This window comes from Paenibacillus sp. SAFN-117 (assembly GCF_051966115.1).
Classification (GTDB): domain Bacteria; phylum Bacillota; class Bacilli; order Paenibacillales; family NBRC-103111; genus Paenibacillus_L; species Paenibacillus_L residui.
Map to the genome: position 1 here is coordinate 478291 of NZ_JBQCLK010000001.1, position 16996 is coordinate 495286.

A 16996-nucleotide genomic window follows, 5' to 3' on the forward strand; every position below is an offset into this window, starting at 1 on the left:
ATCATTTCCTTTCCAACTCCGTATAAACGACATCGGACAAGGTTTCCATATATAACGGGTCCGTATTCAAGGATTCGGTCCGCTCCAGATGCATGCCTAACTGCTCGGCAGTCTGCCGGCATTCGATATCTATGTCGTAAAGAACCTCCAGATGATCCGATACGAATCCGATCGGGCACAGGAGAACATTCTTCACTTGTTCTTCCTTGTGAATGGTCTCGAGCGTGTCAAGAATATCGGGACCCAGCCAAGGGGTAGCTGTCTGACCGGCACTCTGCCAGCCGAACTGCCAGTTGCTGAGCCCGGCTCTGTCTGCAATCGCCCGGGAGGTCTCCATTAATTGATCCACATAAGGATCATTCATCTCCAGAATACGGGCAGGAAGACTATGAGCCGTAAAAATGACACGGATGTCATCCTTCGGAACATCCCCGAACTTGCCCAATGCATTCTCCACCCTCTGCGTCAAAGCCTTCAGCAGCTTCGGGTGAAGGTGATAGCTGTCGACAAAACGGATGGACAGACCCAATTCCTCCGCCTTCTCCTTGGCGCGTTTATTATAAGCTCCTACGCTCATCGTAGAGTAATGCGGGGCCAGAACGACTCCAACCGCTTCCGTTATGCCGTCCTTTACCATCTGCTCGACTCCGTCTTCAATAAACGGGGAAGCATGCTTCAGTCCCTGATAACAAACAAATTCGATGTCGGGGTGCTCGCGGTTCAAGGTTTCCTGCAGGGCGGCCACCTGCCGGTCGGTGTTCTTCCTTAGCGGAAAGAATCCTCCGACTATCGCTTCATAACGCTGCTTTAACTCATCCAGTTGTTCCGGAGTAGGCGGATGGCCTCTGCGGATATGGGTATAATACGCTTCGATCTGATCCATGCTTTCCGGAGTTCCATAGGACATTACCAGTACGCCGACTTTACGCTTGAACATTCGAGTTCACTTCCTTCGATGAATTAAGTACAGAGCTGGAATATTCGTGAATGAAATCCGTCAGTTCCTTCAACTTATCAAGGGATGCCTCCGGGAACAATCCGTGGCCAAGGTTGAAAATATAGCCGGGCTGCTTCATTCCGAGATCCATGATTTCCTTCGCCTGTTCTTTAATGACGGACATCGGTGCAGTCAGCACGAAAGGATCGAGGTTGCCCTGAACCGCAAAGCGGTTGTCCAATCTTCTCCGGCCTTCGGCAATCGAAACTCTCCAATCCAAGCCAACCACGTCCACTTGGAGATCATGCAGCGCAGGCAGCAATTCTCCCGAGCTTACTCCCGGGAAATAAATTTTGGGCTCCGTCAGGTGGGACAGTTCCCGGAAAATTCGATCGATGACCGGAAGAACATACTGTTTAAAATCTTTCGGGGAGAGGGCTCCTACCCAACTGTCGAACAGCTGCACCGCCTTCGCTCCGGACGCAATCTGAGCCTTCAGGTATGCAATAACCATATCGCCCAGCTTGTCCATCAGCCGGTGCCATACTTCGGGCTCGGAATACATCAATTCTTTCGTTCGGATATAGGTTTTGGAGGGGCGTCCTTCTATCAGATAGCTGGCGATCGTGAAAGGCGCTCCGGCAAACGTAATTAACGGCACCTTAAGCTCCCTGTCCAAGATCCGGATCGTCTCCAAAATATGCGACAAATCACCTTCCACATCAATCGGGCGCAGCCGATCCACATCTTGAGCGGAACGAATCGGATTGGCAATGACCGGACCGACGTTTTTGACAATGTCAAAATCAATGCCTAGCGAGGCTACCGGATTCATAATATCGGAATACAGAATCGCGGCATCCACTCCCAGCTTGCGGACCGGCATGAGCGTCACTTCTGCAGCCAGGTCCGGCTGCTTGCAGATTTCAAGAAGACTGTATTTTTCTTTAATTTTGCGATATTCGGGGTCGTAGCGCCCCGCCTGACGCATATACCATACGGGAAGACGATCTACCGGCTGTCTTCGACAAGCCTTAAGGAACGTGTCGTTGAAAGTCATTCTTTCTCCTCTTTTCCGTTTAAATGCTATCTTTCATTATGCCCTATTTAAAAAGGGGTAACAACCAATCTGAAAGCAAGATTCCGACAAAAATATGACAAGCCGCGATAGTCTGCGAGTTTGCGCTTCCGCCTAACCATTGGTTCATATGCTGCGGAGATGGGGTAGCTTTCGCCGTAAAAGTGCCTCTTTCGCTTCTGTAACACTCTAATGCCGAACCGTGTTTTTACTCGAGCCCCTCGGACTGCTATCCCTTTCCCTCAGAAGCACTCACCCCGAGCCGTGTTCTTTCTCGAGCTCCTCTGACTGCTATCCCCTTCCCTCAGAAGCACACACCCCGAACCAAAGTTCTTACTCGTGCCCCTCTGACTGATATCCCATTCCCTCAGAAGCACTCACTCCGAACCGTGTTCTTACTCGTGCCCCTCTGACTGCTATCCCATTCCCTCAGTAACGCCGATCCTGAACCATAGTTCTTACTCGAGCCTCTCTGACTGGTATCCCTTTCCCTCAGAAGCACTCATCCCGAACCGTGTTCTTACTCGGGCCCTTCTGACTGGTATCCCTTTCCCTCAGGAGCACTCCCCCGAGCCATTGTTCTTACTCGAGCCCTTCTGACTGGTATCCCTTTCCCTCAGTGATGCTCATCCCGAACCCGCGTTTCTTCCTCGGGCCCCTCTGACTGCTATCCCATTCCCTCAGTGATGCTCATCCCGAACCCGCGTTTCTTCCTCGGGCCCCTCTGACTGCTATCCCTTTTCCTCAGAAACACTCCCCGAACGGTCTCTATGTCCAAGCCACTCTGCCTACTATGCTTAGTCCAGTTATTTTTTAGAGGTCACTTTGGAATTATCCGGATTTGTAAGCTACATGCAAGTACAGAATTAGTCAAGAAAGCAAGGTTCCCCGCATTTACCGTATCTTTCTGAGCGAAGGGGATAATAGTCGAAAGAACCGCCAAATAGATAAGTGATGCAATACGGGGAATCCATTTTTTTACATCTACAGTTCAATTAAACAGGATACTTTCGCCAAGGAGCAATTCACCACAGATAACCATAAAAGATCAAGCAGCAAGTGCTTACTCCGGTTTTCCGAATTAAATAAGATTCGTGATTCGTGGGCAGCAGCTTAGAAGCAAAGATAAAAAAATAACGGTCTCTAGAGACCGTGTACTTAAGTGCATTCATTGACCCTGACCAACCGAAACTTGAGTCTTTGGCCGGCGAAGATCAAAGTCGGAGCAGGGAACCAGCCCCATGCTCCGTTATCCTTCTTTGAGCCAACGAACTACGTCTTTGGCAAAATAAGTAATGAGAATATCCGCGCCGGCCCGCTTCATTCCGAGAAGCATCTCCATAACGACCGCTTTCTCATCGATCCAGCCCTTCTCCGCGGCCGCTTTAACCATCGAATACTCGGCGCTGACATTATAAGCGACCAGAGGAAGGTCGAAGTTCTCTTTAAGCGCCTTGATCACATCCATATAGGCCAGGGCCGGTTTAACCATCAGAAAATCGGCTCCTTCCATCACATCGGCTTCCGCTTCGCGGATCCCTTCGCGTACGTTGGCCGGGTCCATCTGATAAGTCTTCCGGTCGCCGAATTGCGGCGTAGAATGAGCGGCATCACGGAACGGACCGTAGAAGGCCGAGGCGTATTTCACCGAATAAGACATGATCGGCACGTGCTCGAAGCCGGCCTCGTCCAAGGCGGCGCGGATAGCGCCCACGAACCCGTCCATCATGTTGGACGGAGCGATGATATCGGCGCCGGCCTTCGCTTGCGATACAGCCGTGCGGGCGAGAAGCTCCAGAGACGGATCGTTATCGATGACTGCTTGTCCACGGGCCGCATCTTGGACAACTACACCACAGTGACCGTGGTCCGTAAACTGACAGAGGCATGTGTCGGCCACAACGAGCAGCTCCGGATAACGCTGCTTGATCCAGCGAGTCGCTTGCTGAACAATGCCGTCCTCCGCAAATGCCGACGTTCCTTCCGTATCTTTATGCTCCGGGACGCCGAAGAGCAGCACGGCTTGAATCCCGAGGGAGTTAATCTCGGCAAGCTCCTCTTCCAACCGGTCCAGAGAATAATGGAAGACGCCGGGCATGGAGGGAATTTCCTCCTTAATCCCGGTTCCATGAGTGACGAACAGCGGGTATATCAAATCGTTGACAGATAAAGAAGTCTCTCTCACCAAATTGCGCATCGCCCGGGATGCGCGCAATCTGCGATGGCGGACAATCGGAAAATTCATGATGGATTCCTCCCGTTTATCGTATATGAAGTACGCTTGATTTCATTCGCGGCCAGCCGGAATCAGCACTTGTACGAGCGAATCGATCGTCGCTTCTTCAGCCAAATAATGAACGCTCCATCCGGCCTCCTGAACCGCTCTGGCGGTGACCTGCCCGATGCAGGCCAGCTTGACCCCGGTCAAGAGCTCGTCCGGTTCCGCTCCTGCAGTACGGATTAACGTCAGTATATTCCGAAAGGTGGACGGACTGGTCAAGGTGACCACGTCGATTTCCCCGCGGACGAGCAGATCCACCAGTATGTCCGCATGATCCGTACATAGTTTGTTTTCATAAATATCTATTTCCGTAACTTTCAGCCCCAAGGAATTCAGGCGGTCGGGCAGCACTTTGCGAGCCAAGTCCGAGCGCGGAAAGAGAACCTTCTGACCGGGCTTCAGCTCCGGTGCAATAGCTTCGAATAAATCCTCCGCCTGATAGCGCTCCGGAACCTTGTACGCTACCAATCCCCGCTCCAGCAATGCTCCTGCCGTCTTCGGGCCAACCGCAACGATCCGCGACCGCTGCAGCCGGACGGCTTCCACCTCAAATTGCTCGAGACGGTTAAAAAAATGAATAACGGCATTAACGCTAGTAAAAATAACCCAATCAAACTTGTCCAGCTCCCGGATGGCCTGTTCCAGTTCAGCCAGCTTGACGGGATCGGTAGGTGGCTGGAGCCGGATAACCGGCAGTACAATCGCTTGCCCGCCGAGCTCCTCTATCTTCCCTGCAAGCTCTCCGGACTGCTCCCGGGTGCGGGTAACCAAAATGCGCAGGCCGGATAACGGCCTATTCTGTGCCGCCATCGGAATCCCTACTCTCTGGCCAGAGCGAGGATTTCCTCTGCTCCTTGCCCGATCAGGCTCTCCGCCACTTCCAGCCCGAGATGGACCGGATCGTCCCCCGTTCTTGTCTCCTTCAGAATCCGACCGCCTTCCGGCTCGCCGACAAGTCCCGTCAGCTTCAGCCTGCACGCCTCCGCTTCCGCATCCCACGCGAACTCGGCGTAAGCGCCGATCGGAATCTGGCAGCCTCCATTCAGCCTCGCCAGGAAGGTCCGCTCCGCCTGGACGGTTGCGGCGGTCTCCGCATCGTTATACAGCGCCAGCAGACGGAGCACGAAGTCGTCATCCTTGCGGCATTCGATGCCCAGCGCTCCTTGACCTACAGCCGGGAGGCAAACCTCCGGCGGCAAATAATGGCTGACCTTATCGGACCACCCCATCCGATACAGCCCGGCGGCTGCCAGCAGGATGCCGTCGAAGCCCTCGGTTTCCAGCTTGCGCAGGCGGGAATCTATATTGCCGCGAATCGATTGGATGCGAAGATCGGGGCGATAGGCCCGTAATTGGGCCGCACGTCTCAAGCTGCTCGTTCCAACAAGAGCGCCTTGCGGCAGCTCGTCCAGCTTGACGTGCCCGTTCGAAATCAGGCAGTCCCGAGGATCGACTCGCTTGGGAACGGCCCCTATCATCAACCCCTCTTGGCTTTCCGAAGGCACATCCTTCATGCTGTGAACAGCGATATCAATCTCTCCGTTCAACAGCGCCTGTTCTATTTCTTTAACAAAAAGACCTTTCCCCCCGACCTTGGAAAGAGTGACATCGAGAATTCTATCCCCTTTGGTCACAATTTTGCGGACGTCAAATTCGCATTCCATCCCATTCTCTTGACAAATCCGGCGCAAGTCTTCAATTACTTGATTGGTTTGCGTTAAGGCAAGCGAGCTCTGCCTAGTTCCGACAACGATCGTTCGCATGCAGCGTTCCTCCCTACTCGGAGTCATTAGGAGGCTCTTGAACGAACCATTTCTTCCCGACCCCGATCTCATTTATGTGTTGCTACTGCCACGGCTTCAGCCTGGAACAACTACATCCAAAACCAGCCGTGAAAATTCGAAAACCGGTTTAATATGAAAAAGTTCACCATCACCAGCGCGAAAGCAAACAGGTTCCATTGGGCCAAGCGATAGTCAGAGGCTTTTAACGAAAGCTTTAATATTAAATGATAGGCATACAAAAGCAAAATAAACAAGGAATTCAACACCTTGGGATCGAACAAGAGCTGGTATTCGCCCTTCAGCACAATCCATACGGTCCCCAACGAAAAGGCCAGCATAAGCAGCGGCATTCCCGATGCAACCGATATATAAGTATATTTTCCGATTTTATCAAGGCTGGGGATGCGCCATATCGTTCTTGACCATTTCTTATCCTTAAGCTGGCTATGGAGAAACAGATACATTCCCGACAAGATGGCAGAAATCGTAAAGGCGGCGTAGCTTCCGATAGCCAGGCTGATATGGATGAACAACAGCTCATCGGCAATTTCCCAACCTTCCAGGGCGGTTGATACATTGTTATCGCTGAAAAAATTAAGCGCAAGTATGGAGAAGCCTACCAGATTAACAAAGAAAACCAGCAGTTCGATGCGAAAAAAACGGCTGATCACCAATGAGACCGTCACTAACACCCATGAAAAGAAAAACAGGGTTTCAAAATCGGTGAAGACGTGCAAGGTTTTAAACTCAAAGAAAAAATAAACCGTCTGTAAGACCCAAACAAATAGAAGCAGCCCTGTGCCCATCCGTTTGGCTCTCTGATTCGCACCGACGAAATCAGAGAAATAAAACAGAAGGCTCAGGGCGTAAATATATATTATAGCATCGTATATCCAGCTTTGAGTGACCATGCAACCTCCTGTTAGCGGATCAACCTGCCTGCAAGCAGCTAAGGACAGCAAGGCCGAAAGCCTGAATAACGGATGGAAGGAGCCTTACTGCACCGTACCCTGCTTGTCCGGTATGCACTTTAAGATCGTGCCAACGCCTCCTGAAGCTGAAGCCCGAGCAAAAGCCTATCATTTGTCTTGGAGGCAGCGGATTGAGCTGCTTCCGACGTTGTGTGCCCAGCCTCTTCTTCATGATCAGGTTGCCCGTCCAGAGCAGACTCCAGAGCGAAAATCTGCGAGAATAGATTGATCGCTTCCTGACCATCTTTATCGTTAGCCAGCTCCTTGAGCCGTACAATAGGGTCTCGCAGCATCTGATTAACAATGCTCTTCGTCAGTTTATGAATGACCTTGATTTCCCTATCGCTTAGATCAGGCAGCTTCTTGAGCAAGCTGGCCATCGTTTCTTCATGAATCCGGTTGGATTTCGTCTGCAGGGCGTTAATTAAAGGAGCCACTTCCATCGTGTTCATCCATTGTTCGAACACCCGCTCCTCTTCCGCAATCATGGCCTCGATTTTGGCCGCTTCCCTCTGGCGCTCGGCCAAGTTACTCTCCACGATGGATTGCAAATCATCGATATCGTACAAAAATACGTTGGAAAGCTCCCCGATCCCGGGATCCAAATCCCGAGGAACGGCAATATCAATCATGAAGAGCGGCCTGAATTTGCGCAGGTGAAGAATGCTGTCCACCTGCTCGCGGTTAAGAATAAGCCCGGACGAACCGGTCGAGCTGATGACGATATCCGCTTCCGCCAAGGACGGAATCAGGTCGTCGAATGTAACCGCGGTCCCTGCAAATTTATCTGCGAATTCCACTGCCTTCTCATAGGTGCGGTTGGCGACAATCACTTTATTCGCACCGTTGGCGCGCAGATGCTTGGCCGTCAGCTCACTCATCTTGCCTGCACCGATCAGCAGTACCGATTTATTGGCGAAAGATCCGAAGATCCGCTTGCCAAGCTCCACCGCAGCATAGCTTACCGACACCGGGTTGTCAGAGATTCCCGTTTCGGAATGGGCACGCTTAGCCAATGTAATAGCCTGTTTAAACAATGTATTAAATACAGCCCCCGTCACCTTCTCCTTCTGCGAAAGAAGGAAGGCATCGCGGACTTGTCCAAGAATCTGAGTCTCGCCGACAATCATCGAATCCAGGCCGCTGGCCACTTTAAAAAGGTGTTGGACCGCATGCTCATTTTCCTTGACATACAGATGGTGATTGAATTCCTGCCGCGGAATTCCGAACCAATCCTCAATAAAGCCGCGGATCGCGTGACCGCACAGGTACGGCCGGTCAACGACTGCATAAATTTCAGTCCGATTGCAGGTGCCCACAATGACACATTCCAGGATACTCTTTGTTTTCTTAAGCTGACCGAGCGCTTCCGGCAATTCCTCTTTCGCAAAAGCAAATTTCTCCCGAATTTCTACCGGAGCTGTTTTATAGTTTAAGCCCACTACAATAATATGCAATTGTGTCCACCTGCCTTTCCTTACTACCGTTCCTTTCCCTAAAGACTATTATACCACAGGCTGTAGAAAGGTCACTTTTCACATTTGAAAATATTATGAATATATGGCCCTATCGGGCTTCCAATTTATTGCAGCAGCTTGTTCCGCAGGATGGCGGCCATCTCCTCATCGGCTTTAGCCAATTTGTCATTCTCGATGGCGATTACCGTCGTGCGATTCGAGGTCATTAATTTGGTATATTGCTCATAAATCGCTTTGCAGCCCTTCCTGATCTCCGCCAGCGTCTCGAGCTCCGCGGATTTCAACGGCCTCTCTCCGCCTAGCTGCAGGCGCATGATAAACTGTAATAATTGCGGGATTGACTTTAATTCGGCTAATTGGTCCGAGCCGACAGCCAATACCAAACGTTCATGAGTATAATTCACCGAATAGGCAGCTTGGCGCAAAGCATTCAACTGGCCCGTATGGGCCGCCGATTCCGCCTCTCCCAACAAATTACTCAGCAGCTCCAGTTGAAATAACGATACCTGGTAAAGCAAGAAAGTCGCATCCTGCTTCGATTTACCCGGCTGCAGCATACCATAAATTTGGTAAATTGGCCACAGCAGCAAAAAAAGGATAAGCAGCACTCCAAAAAGACGTGCAGGTTTTAGTCTTCCCATTCTGTTCCCTCCCCATCCACCATGTTTCCCAGAAAATAGATGAACCGCTCTTTCGGCGGCTTCTTTTCCGAAAGCCCTCTATAGAGGCTGCGGCATATCATCGATCGGGACTGCCCGCTTCTTCAGCGGCATCTATAGACAGCTTTTGTAACATTGTATGGATGGATGGACAAACAAATGACCATGGATAGAATCCATGGTCTTAAGGAATTTATTTCAATCGTTTATAAACTCTAATTTACTTAACCAATTGCGCAATTTTCATATCGGGTGTTTCAACCTGCAATTCACCAATCCCGCGCACAAGCTTCTTAGCGTGGGCTTTTTCAGGCTTTAGGACCGAGACCATATGATCGATCGCGAGCTGCGGATCGACCGTTTCGCCGCAGGTATAGCAATCCAGAGCGGCAAAACCTTTCTCAGGATAGGTATGAATGGATAGGTGGCTTTCTGACAAGAGTACCAAAACGGTTGCGCCTTGAGGTTCAAACTGCTTGGCCTGCACTGACAGAACAGTTGCACCGCAAACCTCCGCTGCTTCAATCATTTGCGCTTGTAACCAATCTGCGTTGTTAAGAAGATCAAAATCGACTCCCCAAGTATCGACAGCAACGTGTCTTCCGAAAGTTGAGTATTCCATTCTTTCGGTTCCCCCTTCCTAGGAATAAAATTGTTTGATTTCATCCGCTAGGACCTACGTCATTCACTTCTCGAGGGAAAAATCTCTCGCAACATACAATGTCCTGAGTGAATCCTGGTTCCTATAAAGTTTTCAACGAAATTAAAAATAACATCTATTGAGCGAAAAAGCAATAGTTTTTTTAGATATCCACTTATTTTCCGGAAAAATGATAAAAAATTAAGAAATTCATCAATTTTTAGCCAAAAAAAGGAGCCCCTTTCAGGCCCCATGCATATAATGCTATGTTAATCTGTCATGGAATCATGCCTCTAGTACAAACAGACGATGGGTCATCCGGCTCAGCTTACGGTCGATATGCTCGCGGATTTCACGCTCCGGGGTCGCGTTGCGCAAATCCAGCAGCTGATTAATCTGAGCGTAGAGGCTGGCAATTTCCTTCTCCGGCTCCTTGTTCTGGAACAGCCGTTCCAACTGACCCAATGTATCTTTGTACTCATAGACAAGCTTGTGTTTAGATCCTTTGACTTCGATAATCTTAACGACATTCCCTTGATGATAATGATAAACCATAGTAAAGCTGGAATAATATCTGTTGACGATAGCGTCCCCTTTGAACCGGGAGACCGCTCTTCGCATCAGGTTGGCTAAATTCGGACTTGTCAGCTTACAGGAACCGCGGCAAATGAAGCCATTCGCATCGCGTTCAAAGGTGAGGATGACTTCTTCCCCCGACGCATCGTCATGAAGCACCACGTTCTGGCTTCCATTATCCAGAACCATAACGTGAAGTGTGGCCTTATGTTCCTGGAACAATCGGATGAAATCGGTCATTTCGGCTTCTGATAATTTCAGGCAGGTCTTGACGTATTCAGTCGCTAACCTATGAGCCATAAAAACCCCTCGATTCTTTAGTTTACCACATCGGAACACCGTTCCTGGATGAACTTGTTCCGCTTGGCCTTGCAAGCTGTCGCCATGAATGGATTGACGACTTGGATGATATTCCTTGCACATCGTACATTATTAGTATACTACATCAAACTCACTTATTCCTCCCTAATTTTTTAGTCATAGGGCCATTTTTCTTAAAAAACCGCTCTAATTCAAAAAGAAAAACAGGGAATTCAGTAATCCTTCCCTGTTCTTCGCTAATTCTCGCTTATCGAACGGCATCCAATAAATAATTCCATAAATTTTTGTTAGAGCCTTGGAGTTTGAAGTTACAAGAAGTAACGGCCTTCGCAGTCCGTATCCAAAGACGTTTCTCGATGAAATATAAGAACCTACTCTCCGGCGCTTTCCGGGCCGGGTATTTCTCCATACTGTTTAATGATAGACCATAGCTCGTCTTTGCCCTGCCCGGTTTCCGAAGAGAACAAAACAAGTTCGTCCGTCTTGTCCATACGAAGAGCTTCCCTGATGATTTTCACATGCTTCTGCCATTTCCCCTTAGGAATCTTATCCGCCTTCGTAGTCACGACGCATACCGGCAGCTCGTTATATTTGAGCCATTCAAACATAGCCTGGTCATCTTTAGTGGGCGGATGGCGCAGGTCGATCAGATGGAGCAGAAGCTTGAGATGCTCCCGCTCCAGAATGTACTGTTCAATAAATTTCCCCCATACGGCTCGCATGGATTTGGACACTTGGGCGTAACCATAGCCTGGCAAATCAACAAAATATAAGTCCTGATTAATTTTATAATAATTCAAGGTTTGAGTTTTGCCCGGCTTCGAGCTGGTCCTGGCTAAATTCTTGCGGTCGATCATCCGGTTGATTAAAGAGGATTTACCGACGTTGGATCGCCCTGCCAGAGCGATTTCCGGCAGAGCGTCCTGGGGATATTGCGCGGGACCGACCGCACTAATGACAAATTCCGCTTGCTTGACTTTCATTAAGGCTGCACCTGCTTTCCTGCAAGCACAGGCCGAACCAATGCTTCATCCAGCACCTGATCCATATGCGAAACGGGAATAAAGCGCAGATCCTCCCGCACACTCTCGGGAATTTCCTGAATATCCTTCTCGTTATCTTTAGGCATCAGGACGGTTGTAATTCCGGCACGGTGGGCTGCCAGCGCCTTCTCTTTAAGCCCCCCGATGGGCAGCACCCGGCCCCGCAGTGTAATCTCGCCGGTCATCGCAACCTGGCGGGAAACAGGAATATTCGTAAGCGCCGATATTAAGGAAGTGGCTATAGTAATTCCGGCTGAAGGTCCGTCCTTCGGGATCGCCCCTTCCGGAACATGGATATGAATATCGTTCTTCTCATGAAAATCAGGCGCAATCTGAAGTTCTTCCGCGCGTGAGCGAGTGTAGCTGAAAGCGGCCTGGGCGGATTCCTTCATAACATCTCCAAGTTTACCGGTCAGTGTCAGCTTTCCTTTCCCCGGCATGACGCTGACCTCTATCATGAGGGTATCCCCGCCGACCTCGGTCCAAGCCAGGCCCGTTGCCGCACCAATCTGATCCTGCTCCTCTGCAACCCCAAAGCGGAATTTAGGCGGCCCGAGGAAATCCTTCAGATTCTCCGCCGTCACCGTTATCTTCTCCGCTTCTTTGGAAACAATTCTCTTGGCCGATTTACGGCACAGGCTGGCCAATTGCTGCTCCATATTTCGGACCCCGGATTCCCGTGTATATAAACGGATAACACTCTGCAGCGCTTCTTCCTCGACCGTTAATTGCCCCGGCTCCAGACCATGCTCCCGTTCTTGCTTCGGCAGCAAATAGCGCTTCGCAATCTGCAGCTTCTCTATTTCGGTATAGCCCGGAATGTAAAGCACTTCCATCCGGTCCAGTAGAGGCCTCGGAATATTATGCACCGCATTAGCGGTAGTGACGAACATAACGTTAGTTAAATCGAAAGGAAGCTCTATATAGTGGTCGCTAAAGGTGTTGTTTTGTTCCGGGTCCAGCACCTCCAGCAGAGCGGAGGCGGGATCCCCGCGAAAGTCCATCGACATCTTGTCGATTTCGTCTAACAGGAAGACCGGGTTATTGGTTCCGGCGGATTTCATCCCCTGGATGATCCTCCCCGGCATGGCTCCTACATAGGTGCGCCGGTGCCCGCGGATTTCCGCTTCGTCGCGTACGCCGCCAAGCGAGATACGAACGAATTCCCGGCCAAGAGAACGGGCAATGGAACGGGCAATGGATGTCTTCCCGACTCCGGGAGGTCCGACAAAACAAAGAATCGGCCCCTTCAGTTTCTTGACCAAATTTTGCACGGCCAGATACTCCAGCACGCGCTCCTTCGGTTTCTCCAGCCCGAAATGATCCTCGTTGAGGATTTGTTCTGCTTTCTCTATATCGAGATCGTCCTCCGTCTGTTTAGCCCACGGCAATGCCAGAAGCCAATCGATATAGTTGCGGATGACCCCACCCTCGGCTGAGGTGGAGGGCATTTTCTCCAAACGATCGATTTCTTTACTGATTTTATCCTTGACCTGATCCGGCATTTCCGTCTCGGCCAATTGGGCCCTTAACTCCTCTACTTCACCCGCGCGTCCTTCCTTATCGCCAAGCTCCTTCTGGATCGCCTTCATTTGCTCGCGAAGGTAATATTCCTTCTGAGTTTTTTCCATCTGCTTCTTGACGCGCTGGCTGATTTTGCGCTCCAGCTCGAGCACTTCCCGCTCGTTATTCAATATATCGAGAAGCTTCTCCATTCTCTCCCGGACATCGATCGTTTCCAAAATTTCTTGCTTATCTTTAATTTTGAGAGATAGATGACTGCAGATCACATCCGCCAGTCTGCCCGGCTCCTCAATGTCTGAGACGGCCGCCAAGGTTTCAGGCGTCACCTTCTTGGACAGATGAATATAATGCTCAAATTGGTTGAGCAAGGTGCGCATCAAAGCATTAATTTCAGGATCCGGAACAAGCTGTTCCGGCAATTCCTTAATTTGCACCTCATAATATTCGGATGTGGATACGTAATCGATGATTTCTGCCCGGACCATTCCTTCTACCAATACCCGGATCGTGCCGTTAGGAAGCTTCAGCATCTGTCTGACTTTAGAAACGGTGCCGATTCGATATATATCTTCCATGGCCGGCTCTTCAATGTTCACTTCCGATTGAGAACACAGGAGAATCAAACTGTCGTCGACCATGGCTTTATCCAACGCTTTCACGGACTTCTCCCGTCCGACATCCAAATGCAGAACCATGCTTGGATAGACAAGCAGTCCGCGTAATGGGAGCAAAGGCATAGAACGTACCTTTGATTTATTCCCCATCTACAGCACCTCCGATGAACTCTGTCTTTTTCGCTGTGTGCAATCCATTTTATCAAAAGTTATTTCAAAACACCAATTTCAGCGACTTTTCTCCTCCGGGTAGGCCCGCCGTCAAAAAGACACGGCAACGGCCGGCACGCACAGGCCAGCCATTGCCGCTCTATCGGACTTGCAGTTTAAGTCGGCCTATTTACTGGATTGGCATGAAGATAAGGAAGCGGGGAGGCGACCAGCACATCTTTGGAGGCTGCGGAATTGCCCTCTTCGGCCGCCGTCATGTCTATTCCGATCGCTAACTGCAGCGTTTCCTCAATAGTATGGACGGGAATAACCTTCACACCCTCCAGATTGGCAAACAGATCCTGCCAATTCTCCGCCGGTATGATCACTCGATGAGCGCCGGCCTGAAAGGCAGCCTCGACTTTGGCCACCACTCCTCCTACCGGCTTGACGCTGCCGTGAATGCTGACTTCCCCTGTCATAGCCAGCTTGGGATCAACCGGTATTTGCAGCATGGCGGATACAATCGCCGTGGCCATGGATACTCCCGCGGAAGGTCCGTCGATAGGCGTTCCTCCCGGGAAATTGATATGCATATCATAATCCTGAGGGCGGAATCCGAGCCTCTTGAGCACAGTCAGCACATTTTCTACTGAACCGCGCGCCATGCTTTTGCGCCGCAATGTTTTGGAGCTGTTTCCCATCTCTTCCTCGTCTACTACCCCAGTAATGTTAAAGCTTCCCGTCCCCGGCTCCGCCGGAATAGCCGATACTTCAATTTCCAGTACCGCTCCCAAATTCGGTCCGTAGACAGCCAAGCCGTTAACAAGGCCAACTCTCGCTTCTTCGGACACCTTCTTGTCCGGACGCGGGGGAATTTGGCTGCTGTTCACTACCCATTCCACATCGGCCGCTGTAATTTCATGCCGGTTATCCGTCATTGCCAGTCCTGCCGCCAACTGAATGATATTGACGGCCTCACGTCCATTCGTCGCATAGCGCTTAACGACTTCAACCGCTTCGTGGTTTTCCGGCAAGCCTATTTTTCTGATCGCATTCACCGCGATTTGCCCTATTTCGTCCGGGATAAGCGGGCGGAAGAAGATTTCCATACAGCGGGAGCGGATCGCAGGAGGGATTTCCTGCGGAGTCCTGGTCGTAGCCCCTACCAAACGAAAGTCCGCCGGCAGCCCGTTCTGAAAAATATCATGGATATAACTCGGAATATTCGAATCCTCCGAATTGTAATAGGCGCTTTCCAAAAATACTTTGCGGTCTTCCAGTACCTTTAACAGTTTATTCATTTGAATCGGATGCAGTTCCCCGATTTCATCAATGAAGAGAATCCCCCCGTGGGCTTTGGTGACTGCTCCGGGCTTGGGCTGGGGAATTCCCGCCACTCCCATCGCACCCGCCCCTTGATAGATCGGATCATGTACAGAACCGATCAGCGGGTCGGCGATGCCCCGCTCGTCAAAACGGGCGGTAGTCGCGTCGATTTCCGTAAACTTGGCATCCTGCCTGAAAGGGGAATAGGGGTTAGCTTTGGCTTCCTCAAGAACGACTCTCGCAGCCGCCGTTTTCCCTACCCCAGGCGGTCCATAAATGATGACATGCTGAGGGTTAGGACCGCATAAGGCCGCCTTTAATGCTTTGAGCCCATCCTTCTGTCCGACAATGTCGTCCATTTTGGACGGTCTCGTCTTTTCGGCTAATGGCTTGGACAAGGAAATCGTCCTCATTTTTCTAAGCTTCTCCACTTCCTTCTTCGATTCCCGGTCCACTGCGGTTCGGTTGCTCTGCTGGTTCCTCAGCAAATTCCAGAAATACAATCCTATAATGACCGCAAAAAATAATTGGATCAGCATCAGTATCCAACTTAAACTCATAGGTTACCTCCGTCCTTTCGAACAATTCGATTATGCTCATAGTATTGCCGTTCAGAGTTCGTCATAGTCCTTTCTGAGGGCAAAGTTTTTTGTTCGAAGAATGAAATGGACGGGGGTGCCTAAAACTAAGATTAATCAAAATCCAAATAAGCCATAGCATATCCCCGAAAGGAGACTAAGAAACCAATGCCTTTATATTTGCTGCCACTTCTGGCCTTATTGCAATGGTTCTCCTTAACAAACGCGGAGGCTCCCGTTCCCTCCTCCAATTCCCCGCTGCTTCCCCGCACCGATGTGCTGATCGATGTAGGGCATGGAGGAATAGATGGAGGCACCTCTCACGGCTCATTACTTGAAAAGGATATCAATCTTCAACTGGCGCGTCATTTGTACAGTATTTTGCAGGAGAAAAATTATAATGTCGCCATCAACCGAATAGGTGATTATGCGCTGAGTGATGATAACCGCTTTCCGAAGGTGCATTCCCGCCATAGACGAGATCTGATTCAACGTAAGGAAATTGCCAGCCGGCTCAAGCCCAAAATCATGGTCAGCATCCATGTCAATTGGTCCAAGCGGTCTTCACAATCCGGAGGAATTGTTCTGCATCAGAAAAGCGAAGAAAGCAAACAGCTCGCCCACTCTATCCAAAGGTCGCTTAACGAATTGTATAACCGAGATCATTCCACAGCTATAGGCAGAACTTACTTTCTCCTGAATCAGAGTAAATGCCCTACAGTCATTGTCGAAATGGGATTCATCTCCAACGACTCAGACCGTAAACGTCTTACAGATCCCAAGCTTCAGCGGGAGCTCGCGGCTGCCGTAGCAGAAGGGATCGAACAATATATGAACACAAATCCTGGCCGGTAATGAGAATCCTTCTATTTTTCATTTTCTGCTGGTGCCGGCAAATGTAAGGGCGCGTCTAACTGGATTTCATACAGCTAGTTTGCTCCTTTGGAGCGGAAGACGGAAACTACCTTGAAAATCTAGATACGCTTAAAGTAACTTTTAGGCAATACGAAACTAGACCCTTGCCAATTCATTT

At 50.2% G+C, this 16996-nt stretch carries 14 protein-coding genes; 1 reads left to right on the forward strand and 13 read right to left on the reverse strand.

The window, feature by feature from the left end:
- Position 1: 1 nt before the first annotated feature.
- From hemH to lonB, 13 genes are all read right to left on the reverse strand, one after another.
- Entirely contained in the window at positions 2-937 is a 936-nt protein-coding gene (gene hemH / locus ACTHRH_RS02035; RefSeq protein ID WP_440413820.1) for a ferrochelatase, read from the reverse strand.
- Entirely contained in the window at positions 924-1997 is a 1074-nt protein-coding gene (hemE, locus tag ACTHRH_RS02040) for a uroporphyrinogen decarboxylase (protein ID WP_440413822.1), read from the reverse strand. Before hemE ends, hemH begins: the two co-directional genes overlap by 14 nt.
- A gap of 1267 nt (positions 1998-3264) precedes the next feature.
- Positions 3265-4260 carry a porphobilinogen synthase gene (gene hemB / locus ACTHRH_RS02045; RefSeq protein ID WP_144938808.1) on the reverse strand — a complete coding sequence of 332 codons (996 nt, stop codon included), beginning with the start codon at positions 4258-4260 and terminating at the stop codon, positions 3265-3267.
- Positions 4261-4302: 42 nt separating this feature from the next.
- A complete protein-coding gene (locus ACTHRH_RS02050; RefSeq protein ID WP_379290172.1) occupies positions 4303-5106 on the reverse strand; it encodes a uroporphyrinogen-III synthase in 804 nt (267 codons plus the stop codon).
- Between the two features lie 8 nt (positions 5107-5114).
- Positions 5115-6059, reverse strand: a complete 945-nt coding sequence (gene hemC, locus ACTHRH_RS02055) for a hydroxymethylbilane synthase (protein ID WP_379290174.1) — start codon at positions 6057-6059, stop codon at positions 5115-5117.
- 110 nt (positions 6060-6169) lie between these two features.
- On the reverse strand, positions 6170-6991 hold the full coding sequence (locus ACTHRH_RS02060) for a cytochrome C assembly family protein (protein ID WP_144938817.1): 822 nt from the start codon (positions 6989-6991) through the stop codon (positions 6170-6172).
- Positions 6992-7110: 119 nt separating this feature from the next.
- Positions 7111-8508 carry a glutamyl-tRNA reductase gene (gene hemA / locus ACTHRH_RS02065; RefSeq protein ID WP_379290177.1) on the reverse strand — a complete coding sequence of 466 codons (1398 nt, stop codon included), beginning with the start codon at positions 8506-8508 and terminating at the stop codon, positions 7111-7113.
- A 125-nt stretch (positions 8509-8633) separates the two neighbouring features.
- Positions 8634-9170: a hypothetical protein gene (locus ACTHRH_RS02070; protein WP_379290179.1), complete on the reverse strand. Its 537-nt coding sequence runs from the start codon at positions 9168-9170 to the stop codon at positions 8634-8636.
- Positions 9171-9408: 238 nt separating this feature from the next.
- A complete protein-coding gene (speD, locus tag ACTHRH_RS02075) occupies positions 9409-9810 on the reverse strand; it encodes an adenosylmethionine decarboxylase (protein ID WP_144938826.1) in 402 nt (133 codons plus the stop codon).
- A 303-nt stretch (positions 9811-10113) separates the two neighbouring features.
- The gene (locus ACTHRH_RS02080; protein WP_144938829.1) at positions 10114-10704 is read right to left on the reverse strand and encodes a non-ribosomal peptide synthetase module; all 591 of its coding nucleotides are present in this window, start codon (positions 10702-10704) and stop codon (positions 10114-10116) included.
- A 392-nt stretch (positions 10705-11096) separates the two neighbouring features.
- On the reverse strand, positions 11097-11708 hold the full coding sequence (yihA, locus tag ACTHRH_RS02085) for a ribosome biogenesis GTP-binding protein YihA/YsxC (RefSeq protein ID WP_144938832.1): 612 nt from the start codon (positions 11706-11708) through the stop codon (positions 11097-11099).
- Positions 11708-14056, reverse strand: a complete 2349-nt coding sequence (gene lon / locus ACTHRH_RS02090) for an endopeptidase La (protein WP_379287772.1) — start codon at positions 14054-14056, stop codon at positions 11708-11710. The genes yihA and lon overlap by 1 nt, the downstream gene beginning before the upstream one ends.
- 176 nt (positions 14057-14232) lie before the next feature.
- Positions 14233-15945 carry an ATP-dependent protease LonB gene (gene lonB, locus ACTHRH_RS02095; RefSeq protein ID WP_379287774.1) on the reverse strand — a complete coding sequence of 571 codons (1713 nt, stop codon included), beginning with the start codon at positions 15943-15945 and terminating at the stop codon, positions 14233-14235.
- 186 nt (positions 15946-16131) lie between these two features.
- Here lonB and ACTHRH_RS02100 point away from each other — a divergent pair, with 186 nt between their 5' ends.
- Positions 16132-16818, forward strand: coding sequence for an N-acetylmuramoyl-L-alanine amidase family protein (locus ACTHRH_RS02100; protein WP_144938841.1), 687 nt, complete (start codon positions 16132-16134; stop codon positions 16816-16818).
- Positions 16819-16996: the final 178 nt, after the last annotated feature.